We start from the raw sequence: 23806 nt of genomic DNA, 5'->3' as shown, positions 1-23806 counted from the left end.
AGGGTTTTTCGCAAAAAAGTTTTCTGTTGTTAGACAGAAAACTTATAAGTTCATACTTACAGTCCCTTCTTTGGCAAGGGGTGGAGTCAGTAGCCCATTTGCTACCCTATGTAAGTTTTCTCATATTAAGTTATTTTTAGTATATAGTTTTCTTAATTAAAAAGGGGAAAATTTTTCTTATAATAAAAAATTCCGTTTTTTCTTTTTAAATTTCTAATGTTGAAATGGGGAAAACGCTAAAAATAACACATTTTTCTGTCTTCATACTAATTATTATTCTAATTTCAAAAAAAGAATTTCCATTTTAATTAATTGTTTGAAAAAAACAAAAAGGGTTTAAAACCCTTTTGTATTTTATATTATGCTTGACAGCTTTTTTGACAAGTACAGTTACAATTTGCGCATGTATCACATGAATTAGCACACTTGCAATCACAACTAGCACATTCAGTTTTACTTTCAGCGCAATTAGATTTTGTAGTTTTGTTGTCACCACATGTACAATTTAAGTCTTTTGTCATAATATATTTTCCTCCTCATTCAAGAATGATATTAATATGTCAATGTAAAGTAATTTTTTAAATACTCTACTCTTTTATCTTATCACTAAAGCAATTTTTTATTGCTTAAAGACCCAAAAATAAAAAAATAGGAATCCTCCTATTTAACATTTCTTATAATAAGTTTATTGATATTTTTACCTAAATTATGAAATTTAGTTTCATATTCTGTTGGAATATTATTTTTTAGCAATTCCTCATCATTGTACAAATCAGTTGTTTGGCTGATGATTTCTCATTTATCTGTCAACTCTAAATTTTCTAGTGTTGATGCAAACAAACCATCATTATCAGTTTTAAAGTGTAGTTCACCATTAGGCTTTAATATTTTTGAATAAATATCTAGAAACTTTACATAAGTTAATCGTTTCTTTGCATGACGTGACTTAGGTCAAGGATCTGAGAAATTCAAAAAGATTTGATCAATTGAATTATCTTCAAACATGTCACTTAAATCTTCAGCAAAATCATTGAAATATTTTAAGTTATTTAATGGTTTATTTTCAAACGTTGCTAAAGTTTTTTTAAGTGCTACTCCTACAACAGTTTTTTCTTTTTCCATACCAATAAAATTAATTGATGGATTTAATAACGCGTGTTGAGTAATAAAATTTCCTTTACCACAACCAATTTCTAAATAAACGGGTGCATCATTCTTAAACTCTTTATTAAAAACAATTTTTGCTGGTCTATTTCAACTTATCAAATATTTTTGATTGGTAACTAAAAATTCATCAGTTCATGGTTTATTTCGTAATCTCATATTTCTCCCTTATTTTATAAAAACGCAGTTCCAACACCTAAAAAGATTCCTACAGCTGCAATATCTACTAAAGTTGTTACTAATGGTGATGACGCTAAAGTTGGATCTAATTTGAATGTTTTTGCTAATAACGGTAACATACATCCTAAAATATTGGCAAATACTAAACTTAAAATTAACCCCAAAGAACTTGTTCCAATGGCAATTCAAATATTTGAATCTGCTAAATGACCATTATATTGCACTAAATATATTAAAATCAGTCGAACAATATTTATTACTACTAACGGCATTGTGATTAAAATTGAGACCGTAAACTCTTTTAAAATAATCTCTTTAACTTCTTTTTTATGAATTTGACGTAATGACAATGACCGAACCATCATTAATGCTGATTGATTACCACTACTTCCCGCAATCCCTGCCACAATTAACAACATTGGTACTAATAACAATAACAATTGATCACTACTACTTTGTGTGCCATCTTGACTACTATAAATATTGAAAAATACTACTAATAAGATTTGAGTAATTGTTCCCAAAATTAACATTGCTATTAATCAAATTGAACGAGATTTAAACATTTTAAAAATTCCAGTTTCAAAATAATCTGACTCAGCATCATTAATTCCAGCAAACTTTTGTAAATCCTCAGTCGCTTCTTCAACTAAAACATCAATAACATCATCAACTGTAATAATTCCAATTAAATGTTGTTGTTTATCAACAACTGGTAATGTATTAAGATCATAACGTTTAAAAATGATTCCTACTTCTTCTTGATCAAGTTCACTAGGCACTGAAACTATTTTCGAGTTCATAATTTCTTCCATTTTTTGAGTTGGTTGATTTAAAATTAAGTCCTTAATTTCAATGTGCCCAACAAGTTTTCCATTACTATCTGTAACATATAAATCATCAATTTCATCAAAGTCTTCATGACGACGACGAATAATTTTAATTGCTTTTTCAACTGTATCATCAGCTTTTAACTCTGTGAAGTTAACTGACATTATTCCTCCAGCAGTTTCTTCTTCATACTTTAAAATACTATTGATTTCTTTACGTTGTTCTTTTGTTGCAGCTTTTAAAACTTTTTTAACTACTTGAGCTGGCATATCATCAATAACATCAATAATATCGTCAGTATACAATTCATCAACAATCTCTTGAACTTCAGCTGACGTAAATGAGTTAATAATAAATTCTTGATGTTCTGAAGAAAGATAAGTAAAAATTTCAGCTGCCTGTTCTACTTCAAGCATACGAAAAATTCTTAAAACTACTTTTTCATCAGTTTGTTCTAAGGCCTCAGCAAAATCAACATATTGACACTGTTTAGAAATTTCTCTTACTTGCTTAATGTTTTTTGATTCACTAGCCTCAATTAAGAGTTTTTCGAGTTCCGAAATATTTAACATTTAATTCTCCTATTTACCTATTTTACATATAATATTATTTTATCAAAAAGTATACCAAAGTTACTTAGTGAATAACGATAATCTAAATAAAACAAAAGCTTATTAAACAGAAAAAAATAAGAAAAAACTATTTAATTTAAACTGGAAAAATAATCACAAACTTTTGACCTTCTTTTATTTCTTGTTCTTTATTAATTTCATTTATTATTTTAATGCTGACACCTTTCCACGAAATTATTTTAGAACAAAAAAAGACACCTTGGTGTCTTTTCCGAGTTAGATTGTAGACGGATCTACTAAATCTCTTCATTCCAGTGAATGCGTAGTCTTCCTCTTGCGATTACTTATATTTTACATCTTCAATTTTAAAAGTAAATACTTACAAAGTAAAAATAGAATTAGAACACTTGTGGGCTAATCAACTTCTAACCTGTTAACAAGCAAATAAAACCTTAGTTATTTTATAAGTTTTAGTGAATTTAATTTTTATCTTGAGTACTAAAGTTTTGCAATTTTAGAAGTACATTGAACCATCAGCATAAATAAATTTACAATCTAACGCTTTATTTTTATTTAAGTATTGGTTGTCATTAGTACTGATAAAATCCTCATTATTTTGAATCATTTCAATTGCTTGATTATGAGATTTAGCTAATCAAATACGGTTTTCTTGATTTAACTGAGTATCAAAAATAGCTCCAAAAACAAAATGATTAATTGAAAATTCGTTTAATTGTTTTGTTGATGACTTTTGGTGATAGCGAAAATCTGAAATCACAGGAATTAAAACTTTATCCAATTGAGTAGTTTTTGCTTGCTCTATTGCTAAGGCAAATTCCATAATCATTCCGTGATCAAGACTATCTAATTCAAAGATGATATATTGTGAATCTCGTACACACTTGTAATCAGCATCTCAAATTTCTAAAGGTGTTGGACAATTACCTAAATTTGTATCAAAATCAATTGGGTTTGAAATAGTAAAATTAGGAAAGGCTTGTCGCAAGTTTTTCCCTTCTAACTTACGTTGATTTACTTGGGCTTCGTTAAACATACTTCCGGCATTATAAATTTGTTTCATTCTTTTTTTTCCTCACTTGTATATTATTTTAGCAAATCCTTAAAGTTTATTTGGGTTTTAGAGATATAATTTTTATATGGGGATGTCCCGGTTTCGACAGGATATGCCGCCATGCAACTGCAGTGGTCTGGTAGACCATACTACTTCTAGGTTTGATAAAATGCAAACAAAAACGAAGAAAATTTTGAAATGCCAGCATTTATGTTCAATAATGAATTTGCTGGAGCAGCAAACTTTGCTGCTTAATAAGTCTTAGAACTGAAAGCATTCAACATATAACTATATTTCAAGCTTTATATGTTATATGTATTACCCAAGTTTGATAGAAGTTATCATCGTAATAAATAACTTTGAAATTAATTACGAACGACGTGCTTAACTTTTGTTAGTTTTAGTAACACTGTCGAGTTAGAAAACATGACTAAACTGTAGACGTTGCATGGTGAAGTATTTTGGACGCGGGTTCGATTCCCGCCATCTCCACCATTAAAGAAATCAACCAACTTAGCGTAATTTGCTAAGTTTTTTTATTTAAAAAAATCCCAAGGGTTTTAATACCCCTAGGATTCTAATAATTATTTTTAACTATTTTGTAGTTTCAACTTTTTTAGCTGCTGGCTTTTTAGCTGCTGGCTTTGCAGTTGTTGACTTAGAAACAGTTGTTTTCTTAGGTTCAACTTTTTTAGCTGCTGGCTTTTTAACCGCTGCTGATTTAGTCGCAACTGGTTTTGCAGTTGCCACTTTTTTAGCTGCTGGCTTTTTAACCGCTGGCTTAGAAGCTGCTACTTTTTTTGTTTCAATTACAGTAGTTTCTTTAACTTCTGGTTGAGAAACCTCAACTTTTGTAGTTTCAGTTTTAACTTCAACAGTAGCTTTTGGCTGAGATCTTTGAATATCAAGGATTTCTTTCATACGTGGTTTAATGGCTTCTTGTTCTCCACCATAAACTACTTGTACGTTTGTTCCTCTAACTAAAGCTCCAGTTGATCCACCTAAAGACATAATTCCATCTTTATCTACAAGACTTGAATCAATAACTGTCAATCTTAAACGTGAAGCACATGAATCAACGTCAGTGATGTTTGCTTCTCCACCTAAGAAATCAATAATTTTAGCTGCTTTTTCATATCTAGCGATTTCTGTTGGATTTGAAGAAGTAGTTCATTTACTTGTTCCTGTTGAAGCTTCAACATCAGCAATTTTTGATCCATCACGGTTTTGACCTTTTGATGCTTTATAATCATCTTTTGTAAATAATTCTGCTGGTCCTGATGTATCACGTCCTGGAACCATTACTTTTCCGTATTTTACTGCGAAGTAGAATGCTAAGAAGTATACAGGTCCCATTAAGGCGGCAACTCCTAGAACACCAAATGCTGATACTGCTGACATTGCCCCGTTAAAGAATGGAATAATTCCGAATACGATGTAATCGATAAATCCTCCTGAAACAGTCATTGATACGTGAGTTTGTAACATTCCAGCAAACATGAATGAAAGCGCTGCCAATGGCATATGCACTCCATAGAATAATCATGGTGCTAAGAATAAGAAAGTATATTCAATTGGTTCTGTAATTCCTGTTAAGAAACAAGTGAACGCAGCTGAGAAGTAAATTCCCATAACGTTTCGACGATTTTCTTTTGGTACATTAAATCACATTGCCAATGCAGCCATTGGTAATCCTAATAACATAAATCCAAACTTACCAGATTGGAAACGTCCTAGGTTTAATCCTAATAACTCAAATGATGTAAAGTTAATTCCAACTTCATTATTAATGCTTCCAATTAAAGCGGCCATCATTGTTTGATCACCCATTGCTCCAAATAATTTTTTATCATTTGTTACAGCTTTAAAGAATTCTTCTCATGTTATTGAGTGTCCAGCAAATGCTGAAGCTTTATCTTGTCAATCAATCATTGATAATCCGTTAATTAATCCAGCTGGATTACCGTTAACAATTCATTCGTTATTTGCACGAGTAACTACATCAGCAATAGACCCCCCCGCACTTGTTCATCATAATGGTGAATAGAACACGTGGTGTAGTCCAAATGGTACTAATGAACGTTCAATCATTTCAAAAACTAATGAATCAATTCCTTTAACTGGAATATCTCCTGATTTTGTTCCAAAGTATGCTAATCCTTGTCCAATTCATGGTCAGAAGAACACGAATATGAAACCTAAAGGAATAACAGCGAAAAATGTAATAATTGGTACTAATTTTGTTCCACTAAAGAAACTAATTGCTGATGGCAATTGAGTTTTGTGGAAACTGTTGTAACATTTTGCTGAAATTGCTCCAACAAAAATTCCTGCAAAAACTCCAGTGTTTAAAGATTGAACACCTAAGTTTGATGTAATTAGACCATTTGGAATATTGTCATGTCATAATAATGAATACAAGACTTTTCCAGCAGCATCAAGATTTGGTACTTCCATTCCAACTACAACTTCTTTTCCTTCTCAAAATCCATTAAACAAAGCTTTATATTGTTTAACTAATTCTTCAGATGCAGAAACCATTGTTGGATGTAATAATGCTCCTTGTAATGCATTCATTACTAAAAATCCTACTACAGCTGTTAATGCAGCAACCCCAGCGTCTTTAGTATATGCTAAAGCAACTGAAATACAGAATAGAACAGGCAAGTTACCAAAAGCAACATCCCCCATTTTATTCATAACTGTCCCAAAGTATCATAGAAATGATTGTGGGTCTGCTGCATTAGCAACAGCTGCCCCAACTCCTAGAAATACTCCGGCGATTGGTAGTAACGCGATTGGTAGTAAAAACGCTTTACTTAATTTAGATAAAGTTGGCATGATTCCGCTTTTGAACTTAGATAGTCCTGCAATAAAACCATTGTGTGCTTTACCTGTACTTACGGTTTGTGTCCCCATAAGATCCCCTTTCAAATTTTTATAATTTGGTTAGTTAATTAAAATATTGCTGTCACAAAACCAGTAACAAACATTACAAGCCCGAATAAAAAAACATAAAAGACAAAGTTTTTCTTCATAAAATCTCATATAGTTTTTGATTCTTGTTTGTATTTATAAAAATCACCACGACGTTCAGCTTTTTTTCTTTGTCAAAAATAAAGTCATAAGAAAACCGCAGCAATGATTGCACCGATAACTGCAAGTGAAGCTCCTACAATTACCTTTTGGTTTGAAACTAATTCTGCTAGTAACATTTAATCCCCCCTAACATTAGTAATTATATAATAAAGACCTCGGAAAATTCTCCAAAAAAACCAAAAAAAACCAAAACTAAGATTTTGGTTGCTTATTTATTTTTTAAATCCTCTTTTAGCTGCATTTGTTGCTTCCAAATACTTCTGCAAACCTTCATCTAAAGACTCTTTTGGGACATCAATAAAGTAAAAATTAATATCGGCTGCTGTTAATTGTTTTTGCATTAAATAACTAGTTATTTCGGCTCCAAGTGTCTTTTCTTTGCCTTCAATGATTAACTTTTTTAAAGTTAAAACTTCAGCTTTGATATTTGTCGCCTTTTCAATAAAAATAGGGATAAAAAATTCTTTATCATTATACTTTTGACCAATAAACATTATGTAAAGTCCTGTTGATTCAGGCAATTGTTCTACTTCAGTTCAAGAATATTTTTTTGTTAATAAAATTTCATCAATTTGGTGATTACTTTTAGGCTTACTAATACTTTTAAAACCACTCATAAAACTTCAAATACCTAAAGCAATTCCAAGAGCTGTTAAAAGAAAAACAATTATTCAAAATCAAATCGGCATTGTTGTTGTATTTGTTTGTGCTAGATTCATAGTTACCTCTTAGTACTTGTTTTTGGCAAGTTCTCGTCTTTCAACATCACGTTTTTTAATTGTTTCACGCTTGTCATAGTTCTTTTTCCCACGACCAAGTCCCAGCTCAATTTTCGCATAATTGCCTTTTAAATAAACTCGTAATGGAACAACTGTTAAATTTTCTAATTTGATTCGTTCCAACATCTTCTTAATTTCTTTTTTATGTAACAATAACTTACGATTACGTGTCGGTTCAATTCCCTTAATATTATTAGCATATTCATACTTATTAATATTCATATTAATAATAAAAGCTTCTTCTTTACGAATTAAAATAAATGCCTCAGCAATTGAAACTTCTTTATTGCGGATTGATTTAATTTCTGGCCCATTTAAAACTAGTCCAGCTTCTCATTTTTCGAGAATCTCATAGTTAAAATAGGCTTTTTTATTATTAACAATTACATGTTCACCCATAAGATCCTCCTTTAGATTATTTTACTACTTGAAAATCAATTGTACGTTTTTTGATATCTGCTCCAATAACTTTAACTTTAACTTTTTGTCCCATACGATAAAAAGTATTATCTTTCTTAATTAAAACTTGGTTAGTTTCATCATAAACAATTCCTTCTTCAAGGTTTGAAATATGAACTAATCCTTCAACCATGTTTTCTAATTGAACAAAAATTCCAAATTTTAAAGCTACTGCAATTGTTCCTTCATAGATATTACCAACTTTATCAGCCATATATTCAACCATACATGCCTTAATAACTTCACGTTCACATTCTACTGAAGTAACTTCAGTATCATTAATTATTGCACATGCTCTATCAATAAAAGCAATATTTTTTTCTAACATAAAATCACGAGTGTCATTATTTAAAATATATTGCTTCAAGTAACGGTGGACCATTAAATCACTGTATCGACGAATTGGTGATGTAAAGTGAGTATAGCATTTACTTGATAACCCAAAGTGTCCAATATTTTCCAAGCTATATTTAGCTTTATCCATGTAACGTAATAATGATAAATTCAAAAGCTCTTTTTCAATTGGGTCACTAGTTTGATTATCAATTTGTAATAATGTTTTATTAATATTAATTGGATCAAGCATTTCTTTTGGTGTCAATTTTGGATCAATTCCAAAAGACTTCAATGATGTATATCAAGTAATTAAATCTTGTTCTTCGGGCTTTCCGTGATTACGATAAACAAATGGCAATTCACGATCAAAAACAATTTCGGCAACTGCTTCATTTGCACTAACCATGAACTGTTCGATTAGTTGTTCTGATTCTCCAGTTTCACGAGCCTTAATTTCAACAACATTTGAATCTTTATCCATAACAACTTTAGCTTCACGAACACCAAAATTGATTGTTCCTCGCTTAATTTTGACAGCATCAATTAATTTATATAATTCAAAAGCTGCATCCATCATTAAACGTGATTCTTCACAATGATTTCATACTTGGTTAGCAAAGTACTCGTTAACCTCATTATAATTTAGTCTGACTTTAGAAATCATAATAGTTTCATAAACTTTTTTTGAAAGCATTTTTCCAGTTTGATCAAATTCCATTTCACAAGCTAATGCTAATTTTTCAGTATTTGGATTTAATGAACATAAATCATCTGATAAAATTCTTGGCAGCATTGGGATTACTTTATTTGCTAGATAAGTTGAGTTTCCTCTTAACAAGGCCTCATTGTCTAACGCTGATTTGGGTTGTACATAATGTGAAACATCAGCAATGGCTACAATTAATTTAAAATGACCATTTGACATTTTTTCTACATGAATTGCGTCATCTAAATCTTTTGAGTCAACCCCATCAATTGTCACAACCATTTTGTCTAAAAGTGAGTGTTTCATACGTTTTTTAATCAATTCTGGTTGTTGACTTAATGGAATATTAACTTCTTCAGCATTGGTTAATACTCGTTTAGGAAACTCAGTACGAATGTCTAGTTCTTCAGCAATTGAAATGATTCTATCTGCTGCTTTAGTAGCATCTCCAATAACTTTTTTAAGACGCACGAATAACTTACGATCTTTTAGTTCTAAAATTTTAGCTTTAACAATTAAATTATCTTTTAAGTCAAAGTCAGCTTTATTAACCATAATTACCCGAAAATTGGAAAATGATTTATCCATTGGAATAAAGTCTAAAAATCTTCCATCACGAGACTTTGTAATTTCACCCATAATTGAAGTTTTTTCACGTTTAACTAATTCGACAACTTCAGCGCGTAAACGACCATCAAGTTCAGTTTTAATTGTATAAACTACTTCATCATTTGTAAAAGTTCCGTTCAAACTTACTGGGGGAACAAAATAATCCTCATGTTCAGAATCGTTTAAATTTGATACAAAACCAAACCCTTTGGCATTTAATTTTAAAATTCCATGTAAGTAGCGACGGTCATTCAATAAATATATATTATTTGCTGGGGAAATTGCTATTGCGTTTTCTTCACTCATCATTTTTAAAATCTCTAAAAAAGCCATATGATCTGTGGCTCTTATTTTATTTGCCAACAAATCAAATGACATCTTGTCATTGTTTTGTTGCAATACTTCTATAATTCTTTTTTCCATTTTCTCTCCTTGACCAATATATAAAAAACACTATTAAAGAATAGTGTTTGTTAAGATACAAATAACTAAAGCTACTATGAAGAACACAATTCCTAAAGATAACATTCAAATAGATAAGGTCTTGTCCATTCCACGTTCTTTTGAGTTAGAAAACAATTCTTCATTTCCCCCATTAATTGCGCTTAATCCTGTTTGTGATTTTTTATTTTGTAAAAGACCAACGATTACCATAACTACTGCAACAATCATCGCAACAATTTCTAAACCTAATATGATTTTGCTTCCCGTACTTGAAGCGAATAAATTAATAACTGTATTTAACATGATTTTTCTTGCCCTTCTACTTTCATTATATATATCATACTAAACTTTGAACAAAATAAAAATGGGGAACCCCATTTTTGAAATATTATTTTTTAAACAAATCTTTAACTTCGACTCCAAGTCCCTCAGCTATTTTTTCAATTACTTTTAAAGACACATTTCTGCGCCCTCTTTCAGAATCAGAAATATAGTTTCTGTGTAACCCTGATCTAAAACTTAATTCTTCCTGAGTAATTTTTGCTTTAGTTCTCAATTTTTTCATATTTCTGCTTAATATGTCAATAATGTCATCTTTTTTCTCTATTGTCATTTCAACTACACCTCTTCACTAATTTTTTTAATTGATTTAAACAAGTTGCTTACCCCAGATTTTGTAATTGGGGTTCCTTGGCTATTCATAATATATTCTAACTCACTAAAAGGCGCTTCGGGGTTTTCTAATCTCAATTTTGCTAAAATTTGTGCTTTTTTTGATAGCAAATGGAACATTTTACGATTTTTAATGTGATTTATTTGTTCAATTTGCTTTTGACCAGCTGCTAGTGCCTTAGTTTGATTAGAAATATCAATATTATTCATCCGATTAATATTATTATAAACATCTCGTGATATTCGTTGATTTTCAAATGCCATGACTGCTTTGGAAGCATCAATTAGCTTGATAAAGTCAGAAACCATCAGTGATTTTTTAATATAACAGATATACCGATTATTTTTTCGCTCTAAAATTTTAAATTCAAAGTTAAATAAATCAGTAATTGTCACAAAATTTATTGCTGCTGCTTTGTCTTTAAATTGTACTTCTAAATGATAATTAGTCGTTTCTGGAGAATTAACTGAACCAGTAGCTATAAAAACACCAGCAATATAAGCTCTTAACAACGAGCTTTCTTTTTTAAAATTTTTAAAACTAAAATCTTGTTTTTGAAAATTTTCATCATAAATGCCAATTTCTTTTAAAAAATTATTTAAATTATCGATTAAAGTTATTTGAAAAGTCTTTTGTTTTTTTAAAATTTGCGATTGAATAACAGAAATTTCAATTTGTCCATCAAAAAATTCTTTGCAAAAACTTAATAAACTTCGAGCAATTCGATTACTAATTGTTACTAATTTTAACTTTTCTTTTCCATTAGAAAAGATCATTTCAGCATTGTTTCTTATAAAACCATTAAGTAATGCTTTTCGCTGTTGAGTTGAGAAAGTGTGCGAGATTATTTCTTCTTTGACTTCTAAAGCAAACGACATACTCTCACACTCCTGTTCTCTGTTTTTATTATTTTTCTAAACGCTTTAACTTTTCAAGAGCTTTTTGTTCTTTAGCAGTTTGCTTACTTTGTTTTGCAGGTTTAACCTTAGTTGGTGGCAAAGCATTAGAAACAGCTTTTGTTGGTGTAACAATTCCAAAATAATCTTTTTCGTATAAATACCCTGGCTTTCTAAATAATTGTGGGATTCCGTATTGTGTTAGAATCATTCCAATTAATCCTGCCAAAGCAGTTAAACCAATAACTGTCAACGAAAGTGGCTTGTTATACATAATAAATAAATGATCATCAGGTCGTTCCATTTCCAAACAAAAACGTACTAAATTTCAACCAAAGAAGAATGCAAACCCTTCAAACCCAGCTTTAATAACTTTGTAATGATGTGGGTTGTTAGCTTCGACTAGGGCTTTTCCAGATTGTCAGCGTTTTTTAAATCTATTTCCCGGACCGTCTTGAATTTTTGATATTTGTGCTAAATAGGCTTCTTTATTACTGTCACTTGTATTAAAAACAAACGCATCATCTCAAACTTGCTTGTGAGACTTTTGGTCACTTTTTACTCATGGCATAAAGAATTTTTTGAAACTAAATTTAAGATCAAAAGCATATTTATCAGGATTTACTTTTCAAGGTTTATTTCCCAACATTTTAACAACAAAGGGCAATACCAAAACAAATAATATTCAAACCCCTAATAATGCTAATGATTCTCATAAGAAAATTGGGTTCATTTGATAAGTTTGCCCTGGAATTCATCCAAAAGGATTATCAGCACTTCCTCTGTAAACAGCTTGTGTATTATTTAAAATTCATTGAGGTAAATGTAGCGAACCTTCCCCTACTTTGTATAGTGGACGCCCCATAACTTCATGATTAAAGAAATTTCCTCATCTTCCAATTACTTGACCTCAAAGAATATTTGGCAAAATTGCATCCATATATGTAAATAAAGAAACCTTGGTTTTTTTACCCAAAAAGGCAAACATAATTAGGCCAACAAATGTCGAAGTATAAATTCCTCCATGAATTGCCATTCCTGCTTCTCAAAAGTAAAGCAATTGAATTCCGTGAGCACCTCCGGCATGTTGTCCATATCCTTCAGCATTCAATTTACCAAAATAACTAGCTCCCATTAAAGCAATTGGAACTAAAACAATCACTGCAATTGATAATTCCATCGTGTTTAACCCACGACGAGAAAACTTTCAAAGACAAAAAATTACTGATACTAAAATTCCTAGTGTCATTGCTAGGGCGTAAACGTGAATAAACCCGTAGTCTGGTTTAACCCAACCTCATAGGTGCTTAGTCTCATCAACATTTCAGTTATTGCCTTGTATTCAATCAACCATAGTATCACCCCATGTTCTTTTTTTATTATAACTTGATTATCGTAAGTTTTGTAAATATTCCACAGCCATTTGACCAGCCATTGCCCCATCACCAACTGCAATTGCAATTTGACGTAAAGGAACATCACGAACGTCCCCAGCCACATACAATCCTTCAATGCTTGTACGCATTTTTGGATTTGCCAATACATAACCATTTTCATCAGTAATATCTAAATCTGATACAAACTGAGTAATTGGAGTAGCTCCGATGTATGGAAAAATCGCGCTAACTTTTAATTCTTGAACTGTTCCAGTTTTTAAATCTTTAACTTTAATTGCCTCAACTTTAGTGTCTCCAATAATTTCTTCAACAACAGATTCCATTAAAAACTTAACATTTGGCATGGCACGCAACTTCTCGACTGCCACCATATCAGTTCTAAAATGATCTTTACGAACAATTACATATAAATTATTAACAAATTTTTTTAAGTACATTCCCTCTTGAACAGCTGAATAACCTCCGCCAACAACAGCGACATCATTGCCTTTATGAAATGCTCCATCACAAACTGCACAATAACTTACCCCTTTACCGTACAAACGTTGTTCTCCAGGAACTCCTAATTCATTTTCCTTTGTTCCGGTTGCTAAAATAACTGTTTTAGCAAATAATATTTCCTCATTCAATAAATGAATTTCAAATAACCCTTCTTGGAGTTTTTTAACATGAACAACTTCATTAAATTCAAATTTTGTTCCAAAACTAGTTGCATGAGCGTACATTTTCATTGATAAATCTGGACCCATAATTGCTTCATATCCAGGAAAGTTCTCAATCATTTCTGTTTTGATCATCTTACCACCCGGGGCTTCCTTTTCAACAATAACAGTGTTTAAACCTGCTCTTGAAGTATAAACTGCCGCAGTCATCCCTGCTGGTCCTCCTCCAATAATTAAAACATCAATGATTTCTTTCTCATTATTAGTATGATTTTTCATATAATCATCCTACCTCTCTTCATTTGTATGGTGCAATAAACTGTGCTATTACGATAACTGCGATCCCAACCAACAATAAAAATGCTAAAACTGTAAAGTTTAACCCTGGCATATTTTGAATGAAATATTCTTGGGGCTTACGATAGGTCTCAAGAATAATTCTGATCAATAAATATCCAAAAATATACGATCCACTAATAACTCCTGAACGAATAATAAAGAAATTATGTGGATTATTAAGTTTTTCTAATGCCCTAGCATCCGGATTAATATTGAATCTTCGGCTTCATTTACCAATTTGCGCGTAAATTTCATTACGTTTTAAAATATAACTTTCTTTATATTCAGCTTTTTTTACACTGTTTTTAGTTTGCTTAGCTTTAATTTTATATTGTGATTTAAGTTGTAGAATTCGTTGTTCACCTTGATAACGGCGAGTTGAGCGCTCTTGAGCTTTGTTTTCAAATTCTGCTACAACTAAAGAATCTGGTTCATATCAATAATAAGCTTTATTTCAAGCTTTTCAAAATGATAACTTAAGTTCGATGATTTCACCATTTTCGCCTGTCAATCGAACTTGCTTATATTTTATAGGAACAAGCGTAGATTTTGTAGTTAATTGGTCTTCTACAATTGATTTATAGTGTTTATTAAATCATCCTGGATAGGCAGTTGGCTCTAGATCTCATGGTTTTGGTTTATTAAAAAATCGACTTAAATTAGCAATAAAGAACGTAATAATAACTCATAAACCAAAATTTGCCATTGCTTCATACAAAAATAATGGTTGACGGAATTCTAATTTTGTTTCATTTAAAAAGGTCGCTAACGAAACTTCTCCATTACTATAACTTCCTCAAATTTCAGAATTGTCAAATCAGTTTGAGGGCAATCCTTGACCGAGACTATCTTTAAACTCGCTTAAATTTGGAAAATAGAAAAGCTTGTTGCGAATAAAGTCTGGTAATCAACTTAAATCTTCATAATCAACAACTGTTCCCATAATTTCATGGTTAAAAAGATTTCCCCATCTTCCAAGTGATTGACCCAGTAAAATATTTGGAATAATACAATCAGCATATACTCAAACAGAAATCATTGTTAATTTTGAACGTTTATATAGAAGTACAAAACCAGCTGTAATTCCTAAAAATAACGCTCCAAAAAGTGACATTCCTGGTTCTCAAAAGAAAAAGATTCGTCATCATGGCATTCCTGGAATAAAGGCTTTACCAAAAATTGATGCTCCAATAACTCCTAATGGCACAACTAAAACAACTGCTCATTCAAATTCACGTAAAGGAATTCCCTTCATTTTAAAATGAATTATCGAAGCAATTATTGTAAGTAAAATTCCACTAAACATAAAAACAGGATATGCAGGAATTACTCCAAAAAAAAGTCGCTCGTTGGCTGGATCACCAAATTTATCAAGCCAATCTGCAAGACTTCAACCTCCAATATTTGTCATTAAGCTCATTGTTAGTTATCCTCGTTAATCTCAGAAATACGTTTGTTCATTAATGAAATGATGTCTTCAGCAACATCACTTTGATTAATTTTTAGTTGAGCAACAGCGGATTCAATAATATTGGCAATATTTCGTCCTGAAGAAACGGGAATTTTTAAATAGGGCACATCAACACCTAAAACTTTTTTATTAGTTGTTTCACGTCCTAAACGTTCAGAAGCATCAACTCCATCGGCTCCAAACTTAAATAATTCGATAATCATATCCAAAGTTGTTTCTTGCATAATGATTTTATAACCATTAGTTTTTGAGACATCAATAATCCCAATTCCACGAACTTCAACCAGGTTACGTAAAATTGGATGTGATTTTCCGTAAATACGACTTCCTTTATTTGTTAAAATAATGCGATCATCTCCTACAAATAAGTGGTTATTTTTAATTAATTCCAAAGAAATCTCTGATTTTCCAATTCCTGATTCCCCTGTAATTAAAACTCCTTTTCCAAAAATATTAATTAACGAAGCATGTACTTCTTCAGTTGGAGCAAAATACTCATCATACAAATCAAGAATTTTTTGAGTTAATTCACTTGTTGAAGGATAATCTGTTCTTAATAATGGAAAATCCAGCTCTTTTGCTACAGAAATTAGCGTTTCATCAACAAATTTTTTGGTAATTAAAATAACTGGTGCCCCTGATTTGATAACTGCACCATACTTAAGACGTTTTGTTGCTTCATCAAATTGGTCCATATAAATATTTTCCTTTGATGACATCATTACGGCTCTTTTGTGCTTTTTATCATCAATTGGACTAAAAAAACCGGTTAACTCTAAACCTGCACGATTTAAACCATAAACCCCAATTTCAGTATCTAAATGATCTTTTCCAGAAATGACTTCTAGCCCAAAATGATCAACTAATGTCTTAATTGTTAATTTTTTCACGCAAAACCTCCAAATGTTTTTATAAACATATTTTACTATAATTATGGTTTGATATTGATATTTGAAGTTTATAACATATACTATTTTCTAAGGGGGACTTTAAAATGGAAAATACAATCGTAAAAGCAACTATCACTGATATCGTTGATTTTGGAGCATTTTGTACTGTTGATATCAACGGTGAACAATACAAAGGGCTAATCCACATTAGTGAAATCGCTGATCAATTCGTAAGAGACGCAAAAGAATTCGTAACATCAGGTGAAGAAGTTGATGCAATGATCTTAGAAATCAACAACGATAAAAAACAAGTTAAATTATCAATCAAAAGAGCTAAATAGTTATTATCATTTTCGTTTTAAATCCTTAAATAATGCCAAATTGATATTATTAAGTTAAATTGAAATTAGATAAACATAATGCTAAAAAAGATGCCTTAGGCATCTTTTTTTATGCTTTTTTGACGATTAAAGACCCTTTTTCGTGGTTTGACAGCCTTAGATTCAATCAATTTTTGATATTCAGTTTTTCTAGGTTTAACAACCAAATTCAAAGTTCCGTGCCGCCCGACTCAAACTGCTCGAGATGTTCCGACATCTTTTCGCAATAAAACTCATAGTACATTAAAGCAGCTATAAGTCAAAAATGGATAAACAACCATTTGAAATGGTGCCAAAATTGCCTTTTTAATAAAGTTTACTTGAGCAAAAGAGGTTCCATATAAAGCTCATGTAAATAATGGAGTTAAGAAAAATAAGTGTACTAAAATGAATAAAACATAAGCTACAACCATTTTAACAACTCAATAACGATTGCTTTTAAAAGCAAATACTAATGACCCTACAAAGCCTATTAAAATCTTAATGAACATAAAACCTAAATGAAAAACTCCACCCAAGTGAATAAAGGCTCCCACAGTATCAGAAGCCAAACCAGTAACAACTCCTGCTAACGGTCCAAATACCATTCCTGTTAAGAAGACTACAAAATTTCCTAACATTATTTTCATCCCAAAAATCACTGTATAGCCAATAACATTAGTTAAAGTTACACTTAAAGCTACTAAAACCCCTAATATCGCAATATTTTTGACGGTAAAACGACGTCAGCTAAACTTTTCCATTGCAAAGCTAATTGCAAATAGCAGAATAATTCCAATTGCTGCTCCAATTGTCGTATATAGCATTAACATCGTTTTACCCTCCTAACCCTTTTACTTATTTAAGTATTCATAAACTTGCGGTATAAAATATAAGCTTCCACATACTAAAATATTATCATCTTGATGGGTTTCTAAAAATTCTTTTCAAGATATGATCTTATTCGGATAATCAATTTCTGATAAATTTCAAGCCTTAAAATGATCAAAACTAGTAAGATAAACATTTTCAAAATTACTTGTTAATTGACTAAGATTCGCTTGATAATCCTTAGATGCAATTGATGCATACAATACAATATAAGGTTCTTTTTCTGCCTTTACTGTTTTAATTAATTGGTTAATTCCATCAACATTATGAGCTCCATCTAAAATGATTGTTTGATTTTTTCGCACAATTTTTGTGAAGCGCCCTAATGGTGGATTTAACTCACTGATATTACACTTTGTAATTCCAATTATTTCTAATGTTTTTTGTGCTAAACCCTTGTTACCTTGTTGATAAAGAACTTTATCAGGCAACAAATCGGCATAAATGATTTCTACATTTTTATCAGCAATTATCTTCTCAATTACAGACTGATACTTTTTATTATCATCACTAACTACTAGTTTTGTACCCGGCTTAGCAATATTAATTTTTTGTTCTAATATTGCTTCAATTGAAGTTCCCAAAAGCTCCATATGATCAAAAGATACTGATGTTAAAACTGTCAAAATTTGATTAGTCATTAAATTAGTACAGTCATTTTTCCCACCAATGCCCGCTTCCATAACTACAATGTCAACGTTTTGATCAGCAAAATATAAAATTGCTATTAAAGTTCAAATTTCAAAAAATGTCAAACTATACTCTTCGATGTCTGCAGAAATTTGATTTAAATATTTTTCTAAATTTTGATCACTAATATATTCATTATTAATTTGAATTCGTTCATTTTGTCACAAAAATGCCGGTCCAATAAATAGACCAACTTTTTGATATTTTGTTAACAATCCTTTAGATAAATAATAAGAAGTTGAACCTTTTCCATTTGTTCCAACAACATTAATTGTAGGTAAACGTTTTTGAGGATTTCCCAATTTTGCTAAAACTTTAATTAAATTATATTCGTTTGCAAATCTCGGTTTAATCGGAATAAAGTCTTTATCGACTGAAATCATTATTTTAAATACTCTCTTAAATATTTAGCAGTATAAGAAATTTCATTAGTGGCTACTTGTTCTGGAGTTCCTGTAGCGACGATCATTCCTCCACCGCTTCCACCTTCAGGTCCTAAGTCAATAATGTAATCAGAAACCTTAATAAAGTCCAAATTATGTTCAATTGCAATAACTGTATTTCCTAAATCAACCAAACGATCTAATACAGCAATTAAACGTTTTACATCATCATTATGTAACCCAGTTGTTGGTTCATCTAATAAGAAAATTGTTTTTCCAGTAGCTTTTTTTAATAGATATGTTGATAGCTTAATTCTTTGTGATTCTCCACCTGATAATGTAGTGGCACTTTGTCCTAAACGAATATATCCTAATCCAACTTCGACAATTGTGTCTAACTTTGTTTTAATTTGAGGAATATTTTCAAAGAATTTTGTTGCTTCTTCAACTGTCATATTTAACACATCAGAAATATTTTTGTTTTTAAATTTAACTTGTAAAGTTTCATCATTATAACGTTGTCCTTCACAAATTTCACATTTAACTTCAACACTTGGCATAAATTGCATTGAAATTGTAATAATTCCATCACCTTGACAATTTTCACAACGTCCCCCAGGAACGTTAAATGAAAAACGTCCTTTTTTGTATCCTCGAACTTTTGCTTCAGGAAGATTAGTAAATAAATCACGAATGTCATCAAACACAGTTGTATATGTTGCTGGGTTTGAACGTGGAGTTCTTCCAATTGGTTCTTGAGAAATGTAGATAACTTTATCAACATTTTCAATTCCTTTAATTTCTTTAAATTCTCCCGCTACAACTGCTTCTTTTGAAAGCTTTTGCATAATTCCTTTATAAATAATATCTTCTAATAAAGTAGATTTTCCTGAACCAGAAACTCCTGTAATTGTCACAAATTTATTTAGTGGCACTGATACGCTAACATTTTTTAAGTTGTTTTCAGTTGCTCCATGAATTTCTAGTTTTTTGCCATTACCTCCACGACGCTTTGTGGGAACGGCAATTTTTTCAGCTCCTGATAAATATTTTCCTGTTAAACTATCAGACTTTAAAATTTCTTCATAAGTTCCACTGAAAACGATTTCTCCCCCGTGTTCTCCAGCTCTTGGTCCAACATCAACGATTCAATCAGACGCTTTCATTGTATCTTCATCGTGTTCAACTACAATTAAAGTGTTTCCTAAATCACGTAAGTGTTTTAAAGTTGCAATCAATTTATCATTATCACGTTGGTGCAGTCCAATTGATGGTTCATCAAGAACATATAAAATTCCTGTTAATTGTGATCCGATTTGTTTTGCTAAACGAATTCGTTGAGCTTCTCCCCCTGAAAGTGTTGTTGCTGAACGTGATAGATTTAAGTATCCTAATCCAACTTCATATAAAAAGCTAGTTCTTGAAACAATTTCTTTTAATACTAAATTAGCAATTTTTGCTTGGTTTTCTGATAACGAAATATTTAATAGTAAATCAAGTTCTTCTTGAATTGACTTTTCAGTAAATTCAAAAATTGAAACACCATTAATTTTAATTGACAAGGCTGTTTTATTTAAACGTGCTCCATTACATTCTTTACATTTTTTTGAACTCATGAATTTAGCGTATCACTTACGTAAATCCTCTGATTTAGTTTCAAAATAGCGACGTTGAATTAATGACGCAACTCCTTCAATATATTCATATGATTCATAGCGACGACCATTTGAACTAAGTAACTTAGTTTCAATTTCTTCATCTGATCCTCACATAATGTAATTCATTTGTTGTTTACTCAAATCTTTAATTGGTAAATCTAAATCAATATAGTAGTAGTCACATAAAGTACGGAATTTTTGTCATTCCAAGTTATCTGAACCAACTAAATTTTTAAAATAAGTGATTCCTCCCTGATTAATGCTTTTTTCTTTATCGGGAGCCAATAAATGTGGGTCTGCTTCTAAACTAACTCCTAGTCCTGAACACTCTTCACAAGCACCTAATGGGGCATTAAATGAAAATAATCTTGGTTCCATTTCGGGAATTGTAAATCCACAAACACTACATGAATATGATGTTGAATAAAGTTTTTCTTCTTTACCTTCAGTTTCTGGGTAGAATATTTTAATTAACCCATCTGAGTATTTTAAACTTACTTCAATTGCTGAATAAATTCTTGAGTTAATTTCATCATTTGCCTGATAGATCAAACGGTCAACAACAATATCAATATTGTGACGAGTATTTTTTTCTAACTCAAATTCTTCGTCTAACATGCGAACTTGTCCGTCAACTTTAACACGAATAAATCCTTCAGCACGAAGTTTCTCTAGTAAATCTTTATGAGATCCTTTTTTGTCTCTGACAACTGGTGCTAACACATAGACTTGTTCACCTTTATCAGTGTCTTTGGCTACATTTAAAACAATTTCCTTAATCGAACTTGCATTAATAACTCCATGCCCATTAATACAAAATGGTGTTCCAACTCTTGCGTATAATAAACGCAAGTAATCATAAATTTCGGTAACTGTTCCTACAGTTGAACGTGGGTTATGTGATGTTGTTTTTTGATCAATTGAAATTGCTGGACTAAGTCCTTCAATTGAATCAACATCGGGTTTTTCATTTCCCCCTAAAAATTGACGTGCATAAGCTGATAATGATTCAATATATCGGCGGCGTCCTTCAGCATAAATTGTTGAAAACGCTAATGATGATTTTCCTGAACCTGACAAACCTGTAAAAACAATTAATTTTTCTTTAGGGATCTCAAGATCAACATTTTTTAAGTTATTTTCTCGAGCTCCTTTTACTATAATTTTATCTAAAGCCATTTTTTATTACCTATGAATTCTTTTGCCCTTCTAATTCAATAATTGTATCTCGAAGTGTCGCAGCAGTTTCAAAATCTAAATCTTTTGCTGCTTGCAACATTTCTTTTCTTAAACCGTCAATTACTTTTTGAATTGCCAGTTTTTTGTTTTTTGTTCCTTTTACTTTATTCAGTTCATTAATATTCTGACGCGCTTTTTCAGTCAACATTGTTTCACCAATTGACTTAATAATTGTTTTTGGTGTTATGTTATGTTTCAAGTTATATTGATGTTGAATTTCACGTCTTCGAGATGTTTCATCCATTGTTTCTTGCATTGCTTTACTAATGGTATCAGCATAGAAAATGACCAGCCCATTAGCATTACGGGCTGCACGTCCAGTGGTTTGAATCAATGAACGAGTATTTCTTAAAAACCCTTGTTTGTCTGCATCTAAAATACATACTAAACTTACTTCTGGTAAGTCCAAACCTTCACGAAGTAAGTTAACTCCAACCACAGCATCATAAACTCCCTTACGTAAATCATTTAAAATTTCACTACGTTCTAAAGTTTTTAATTCAGAGTGTAAGTATGCGACTTTAATTCCTCGTTCTTGTAAGTATGACGTCAAATCTTCACTCATTCTAATTGTCAATGTTGTAATGAAAACTCGCTCGTTACGTTGTTTACGAAGCGTAATTTGTTCAATAATATCTTCAATTTGTCCTTGAGATGGTTTAACTTCAATAATTGGGTCTAACAGTCCTGTTGGACGAATAATTTGTTCAACAACTTCACCGTTTGTTAACAATGTTTCATATTCTCCTGGAGTTGCTGATGTATAAATCGTTGTATTTAAAAGACTAGTAAACTCTTCAAAATTTAACGGACGATTATCTAACGCTGATGGTAATCTAAAACCATATTTTACTAAAGTTTCTTTTCTTGAACGATCAGTATTATACATTCCTCTAACTTGAGGAATCATCATATGTGACTCATCAATAATTGTTAAAAAGTCATTTTGGAAGTAATTTAGTAAGGTATACGGAGTTTGACCCTTTTCTCTGAAATCCAATTGCGCTGAATAGTTTTCAATTCCACTACAAAATCCAAATTCCTCTAACGATTCTAAATCATATTTAGTTCGTTGTTCAAGTCTTTGAGCTTCTAGTAATAGTCCTTGTTCAGTAAATTCGTTAACTCGTTGAACCATTTCTTGACGAATATTTTCACATGCTTGTTTTAGTTTATCTTCTGGGGTTACATATGCTTGAGCAGGGAAAACTGTGATTGTTCTCGTGCGATCAATATAACTACCTGTTAAAGTATCTAAAACATCAATCATTTCAATCTCTTCACCAAACATTGAAATTCGAAACATAATATTTGCAGTTCACCCAGGAACAATCTTAATAACATCTCCTTTAACACTAAATGTCCCTGGAGCGTTTTCAATATCATTTCTAGTATAACCAGTTTTAACAAAAAACATTAAAAGCTCTTTTTTTGATAACTTTTGACCGACATTTAATTCAAAAAATGACTTACTATAAACACCAGGGTCTTGAGCCGCATAAATTGAAGCGACTGATGCTACGACAATTGTGTCATTTCTTGTCATTAAAGCATTCATTGCACTTAAACGCATCATATCAAGTTCGATATTTTGACGAGCATCTTTGTCAATATATAAATCCTTAGATGGTAAATAAGCTTCTGGTTGGAAAAAGTCAAAGTTTGAAACAAAGTATTCTACTCGATTTTCGGGAAAGAATTCCTTCAGCTCATAGTAAATTTGCATTGCCAAAGTTTTGTTATGTGCAAGAACTAAAGTCTGACGATTTTGGTTAGCAATAATATTGGCCATTGTAAATGTTTTACCTGTCCCAGTTGCTCCCAATAATACTTGATCTTTTTTTCCTTTAGCGATTCCTTCCAATAGTTGAGCAATCGCCTTTGGTTGATCTCCTGCAGGTTGGTATTTTGATACTAATTTAAATCGGTTATCTTTTTTAAATTCCATTTACTTATTCTCTCCTAGCTCTCCTTTTATAGAGCAAAAAAACTAGAGATCATCTAGTT

The 23806-nt window shown here is 31.2% G+C and carries 21 protein-coding genes and 1 other RNA gene; 2 read left to right on the top strand and 20 right to left on the bottom strand.

Features of this window, described 5'->3' with window-relative positions; genetic code table 4:
- Nucleotides 1–359 precede the first annotated feature (359 nt).
- The 4 genes from L872_RS0104200 to L872_RS04835 form a co-directional block, all read right to left on the bottom strand.
- On the bottom strand, nt 360–521 hold the full coding sequence (locus L872_RS0104200) for a hypothetical protein (protein ID WP_156923115.1): 162 nt from the start codon (nt 519–521) through the stop codon (nt 360–362).
- A gap of 139 nt (nt 522–660) precedes the next feature.
- The gene (gene trmB / locus L872_RS0104195; RefSeq protein ID WP_027063580.1) at nt 661–1323 is read right to left on the bottom strand and encodes a tRNA (guanosine(46)-N7)-methyltransferase TrmB; all 663 of its coding nucleotides are present in this window, start codon (nt 1321–1323) and stop codon (nt 661–663) included.
- A gap of 14 nt (nt 1324–1337) precedes the next feature.
- Nucleotides 1338–2747, bottom strand: a complete 1410-nt coding sequence (gene mgtE, locus L872_RS0104190; RefSeq protein WP_027063579.1) for a magnesium transporter — start codon at nt 2745–2747, stop codon at nt 1338–1340.
- Between the two features lie 514 nt (nt 2748–3261).
- Nucleotides 3262–3828 carry a hypothetical protein gene (locus L872_RS04835; protein WP_051418475.1) on the bottom strand — a complete coding sequence of 189 codons (567 nt, stop codon included), beginning with the start codon at nt 3826–3828 and terminating at the stop codon, nt 3262–3264.
- A 78-nt stretch (nt 3829–3906) separates the two neighbouring features.
- On the opposite strand from L872_RS04835, the gene ssrA reads away from it, so the two are divergent.
- Nucleotides 3907–4314, top strand: a transfer-messenger RNA (tmRNA) gene (gene ssrA, locus L872_RS05025).
- A gap of 99 nt (nt 4315–4413) precedes the next feature.
- Here the strand turns inward: ssrA and L872_RS0104180 are convergent.
- The 12 genes from L872_RS0104180 to hprK all read right to left on the bottom strand — a co-directional run bounded on the left by L872_RS0104180 (nt 4414) and on the right by hprK (nt 16579).
- Nucleotides 4414–6738, bottom strand: coding sequence for a PTS transporter subunit EIIC (locus L872_RS0104180; protein ID WP_156923114.1), 2325 nt, complete (start codon nt 6736–6738; stop codon nt 4414–4416).
- A 38-nt stretch (nt 6739–6776) separates the two neighbouring features.
- On the bottom strand, nt 6777–7034 hold the full coding sequence (locus L872_RS0104175; protein ID WP_027063577.1) for a hypothetical protein: 258 nt from the start codon (nt 7032–7034) through the stop codon (nt 6777–6779).
- A 96-nt stretch (nt 7035–7130) separates the two neighbouring features.
- Entirely contained in the window at nt 7131–7637 is a 507-nt protein-coding gene (locus L872_RS0104170; protein WP_027063576.1) for a hypothetical protein, read from the bottom strand.
- Between the two features lie 9 nt (nt 7638–7646).
- Entirely contained in the window at nt 7647–8096 is a 450-nt protein-coding gene (gene smpB / locus L872_RS0104165) for an SsrA-binding protein SmpB (protein WP_027063575.1), read from the bottom strand.
- Nucleotides 8097–8112: 16 nt separating this feature from the next.
- On the bottom strand, nt 8113–10230 hold the full coding sequence (gene rnr / locus L872_RS0104160; RefSeq protein ID WP_027063574.1) for a ribonuclease R: 2118 nt from the start codon (nt 10228–10230) through the stop codon (nt 8113–8115).
- Between the two features lie 33 nt (nt 10231–10263).
- Nucleotides 10264–10554 carry a preprotein translocase subunit SecG gene (gene secG, locus L872_RS0104155; protein ID WP_036269018.1) on the bottom strand — a complete coding sequence of 97 codons (291 nt, stop codon included), beginning with the start codon at nt 10552–10554 and terminating at the stop codon, nt 10264–10266.
- An 85-nt stretch (nt 10555–10639) separates the two neighbouring features.
- Nucleotides 10640–10864: a helix-turn-helix domain-containing protein gene (locus tag L872_RS0104150; protein ID WP_036269015.1), complete on the bottom strand. Its 225-nt coding sequence runs from the start codon at nt 10862–10864 to the stop codon at nt 10640–10642.
- Between the two features lie 5 nt (nt 10865–10869).
- Complete coding sequence (gene whiA / locus L872_RS0104145; protein ID WP_027063571.1) at nt 10870–11802, bottom strand: DNA-binding protein WhiA; 933 nt, start codon at nt 11800–11802, stop codon at nt 10870–10872.
- A gap of 28 nt (nt 11803–11830) precedes the next feature.
- Nucleotides 11831–13174, bottom strand: a complete 1344-nt coding sequence (locus L872_RS04830; protein WP_051418474.1) for a prolipoprotein diacylglyceryl transferase family protein — start codon at nt 13172–13174, stop codon at nt 11831–11833.
- 36 nt (nt 13175–13210) lie between these two features.
- Nucleotides 13211–14158: a thioredoxin-disulfide reductase gene (gene trxB, locus L872_RS0104135; RefSeq protein ID WP_027063570.1), complete on the bottom strand. Its 948-nt coding sequence runs from the start codon at nt 14156–14158 to the stop codon at nt 13211–13213.
- Complete coding sequence (locus L872_RS0104130) at nt 14142–15638, bottom strand: prolipoprotein diacylglyceryl transferase (RefSeq protein WP_211227367.1); 1497 nt, start codon at nt 15636–15638, stop codon at nt 14142–14144. The genes trxB and L872_RS0104130 overlap by 17 nt, the downstream gene beginning before the upstream one ends.
- Nucleotides 15639–15640: 2 nt before the next feature.
- Entirely contained in the window at nt 15641–16579 is a 939-nt protein-coding gene (hprK, locus tag L872_RS0104125; protein WP_027063568.1) for an HPr(Ser) kinase/phosphatase, read from the bottom strand.
- A gap of 104 nt (nt 16580–16683) precedes the next feature.
- On the opposite strand from hprK, the gene L872_RS04825 reads away from it, so the two are divergent.
- Entirely contained in the window at nt 16684–16920 is a 237-nt protein-coding gene (locus tag L872_RS04825) for a S1 RNA-binding domain-containing protein (protein WP_051418473.1), read from the top strand.
- 95 nt (nt 16921–17015) lie between these two features.
- On the opposite strand, the gene L872_RS04820 is transcribed toward L872_RS04825, so the two are convergent.
- From L872_RS04820 to uvrB, 4 genes are read right to left on the bottom strand one after another with little or no spacing between them, the layout of a single operon-like run.
- Nucleotides 17016–17771, bottom strand: a complete 756-nt coding sequence (locus tag L872_RS04820) for a folate family ECF transporter S component (protein ID WP_051418472.1) — start codon at nt 17769–17771, stop codon at nt 17016–17018.
- Nucleotides 17772–17792: 21 nt separating this feature from the next.
- On the bottom strand, nt 17793–18902 hold the full coding sequence (locus L872_RS0104110) for a bifunctional folylpolyglutamate synthase/dihydrofolate synthase (protein WP_027063567.1): 1110 nt from the start codon (nt 18900–18902) through the stop codon (nt 17793–17795).
- Nucleotides 18902–21739 (bottom strand): excinuclease ABC subunit UvrA, encoded by a 2838-nt coding sequence (gene uvrA, locus L872_RS0104105; RefSeq protein WP_027063566.1) that lies wholly within the window; start codon nt 21737–21739, stop codon nt 18902–18904. Before uvrA ends, L872_RS0104110 begins: the two co-directional genes overlap by 1 nt.
- A 10-nt stretch (nt 21740–21749) precedes the next feature.
- Nucleotides 21750–23747 (bottom strand): excinuclease ABC subunit UvrB, encoded by a 1998-nt coding sequence (uvrB, locus tag L872_RS0104100; protein ID WP_027063565.1) that lies wholly within the window; start codon nt 23745–23747, stop codon nt 21750–21752.
- Between the last annotated feature and the right edge of the window lie 59 nt (nt 23748–23806).

The organism is Mesoplasma seiffertii ATCC 49495 (assembly GCF_000518725.1).
Taxonomy (GTDB): Bacteria; Bacillota_I; Bacilli_A; order Mycoplasmatales; family Mycoplasmataceae; genus Tullyiplasma; species Tullyiplasma seiffertii.
Note: the sequence above shows the minus strand (reverse complement) of the source record. Positions and strands in the feature narration are given on the sequence as shown.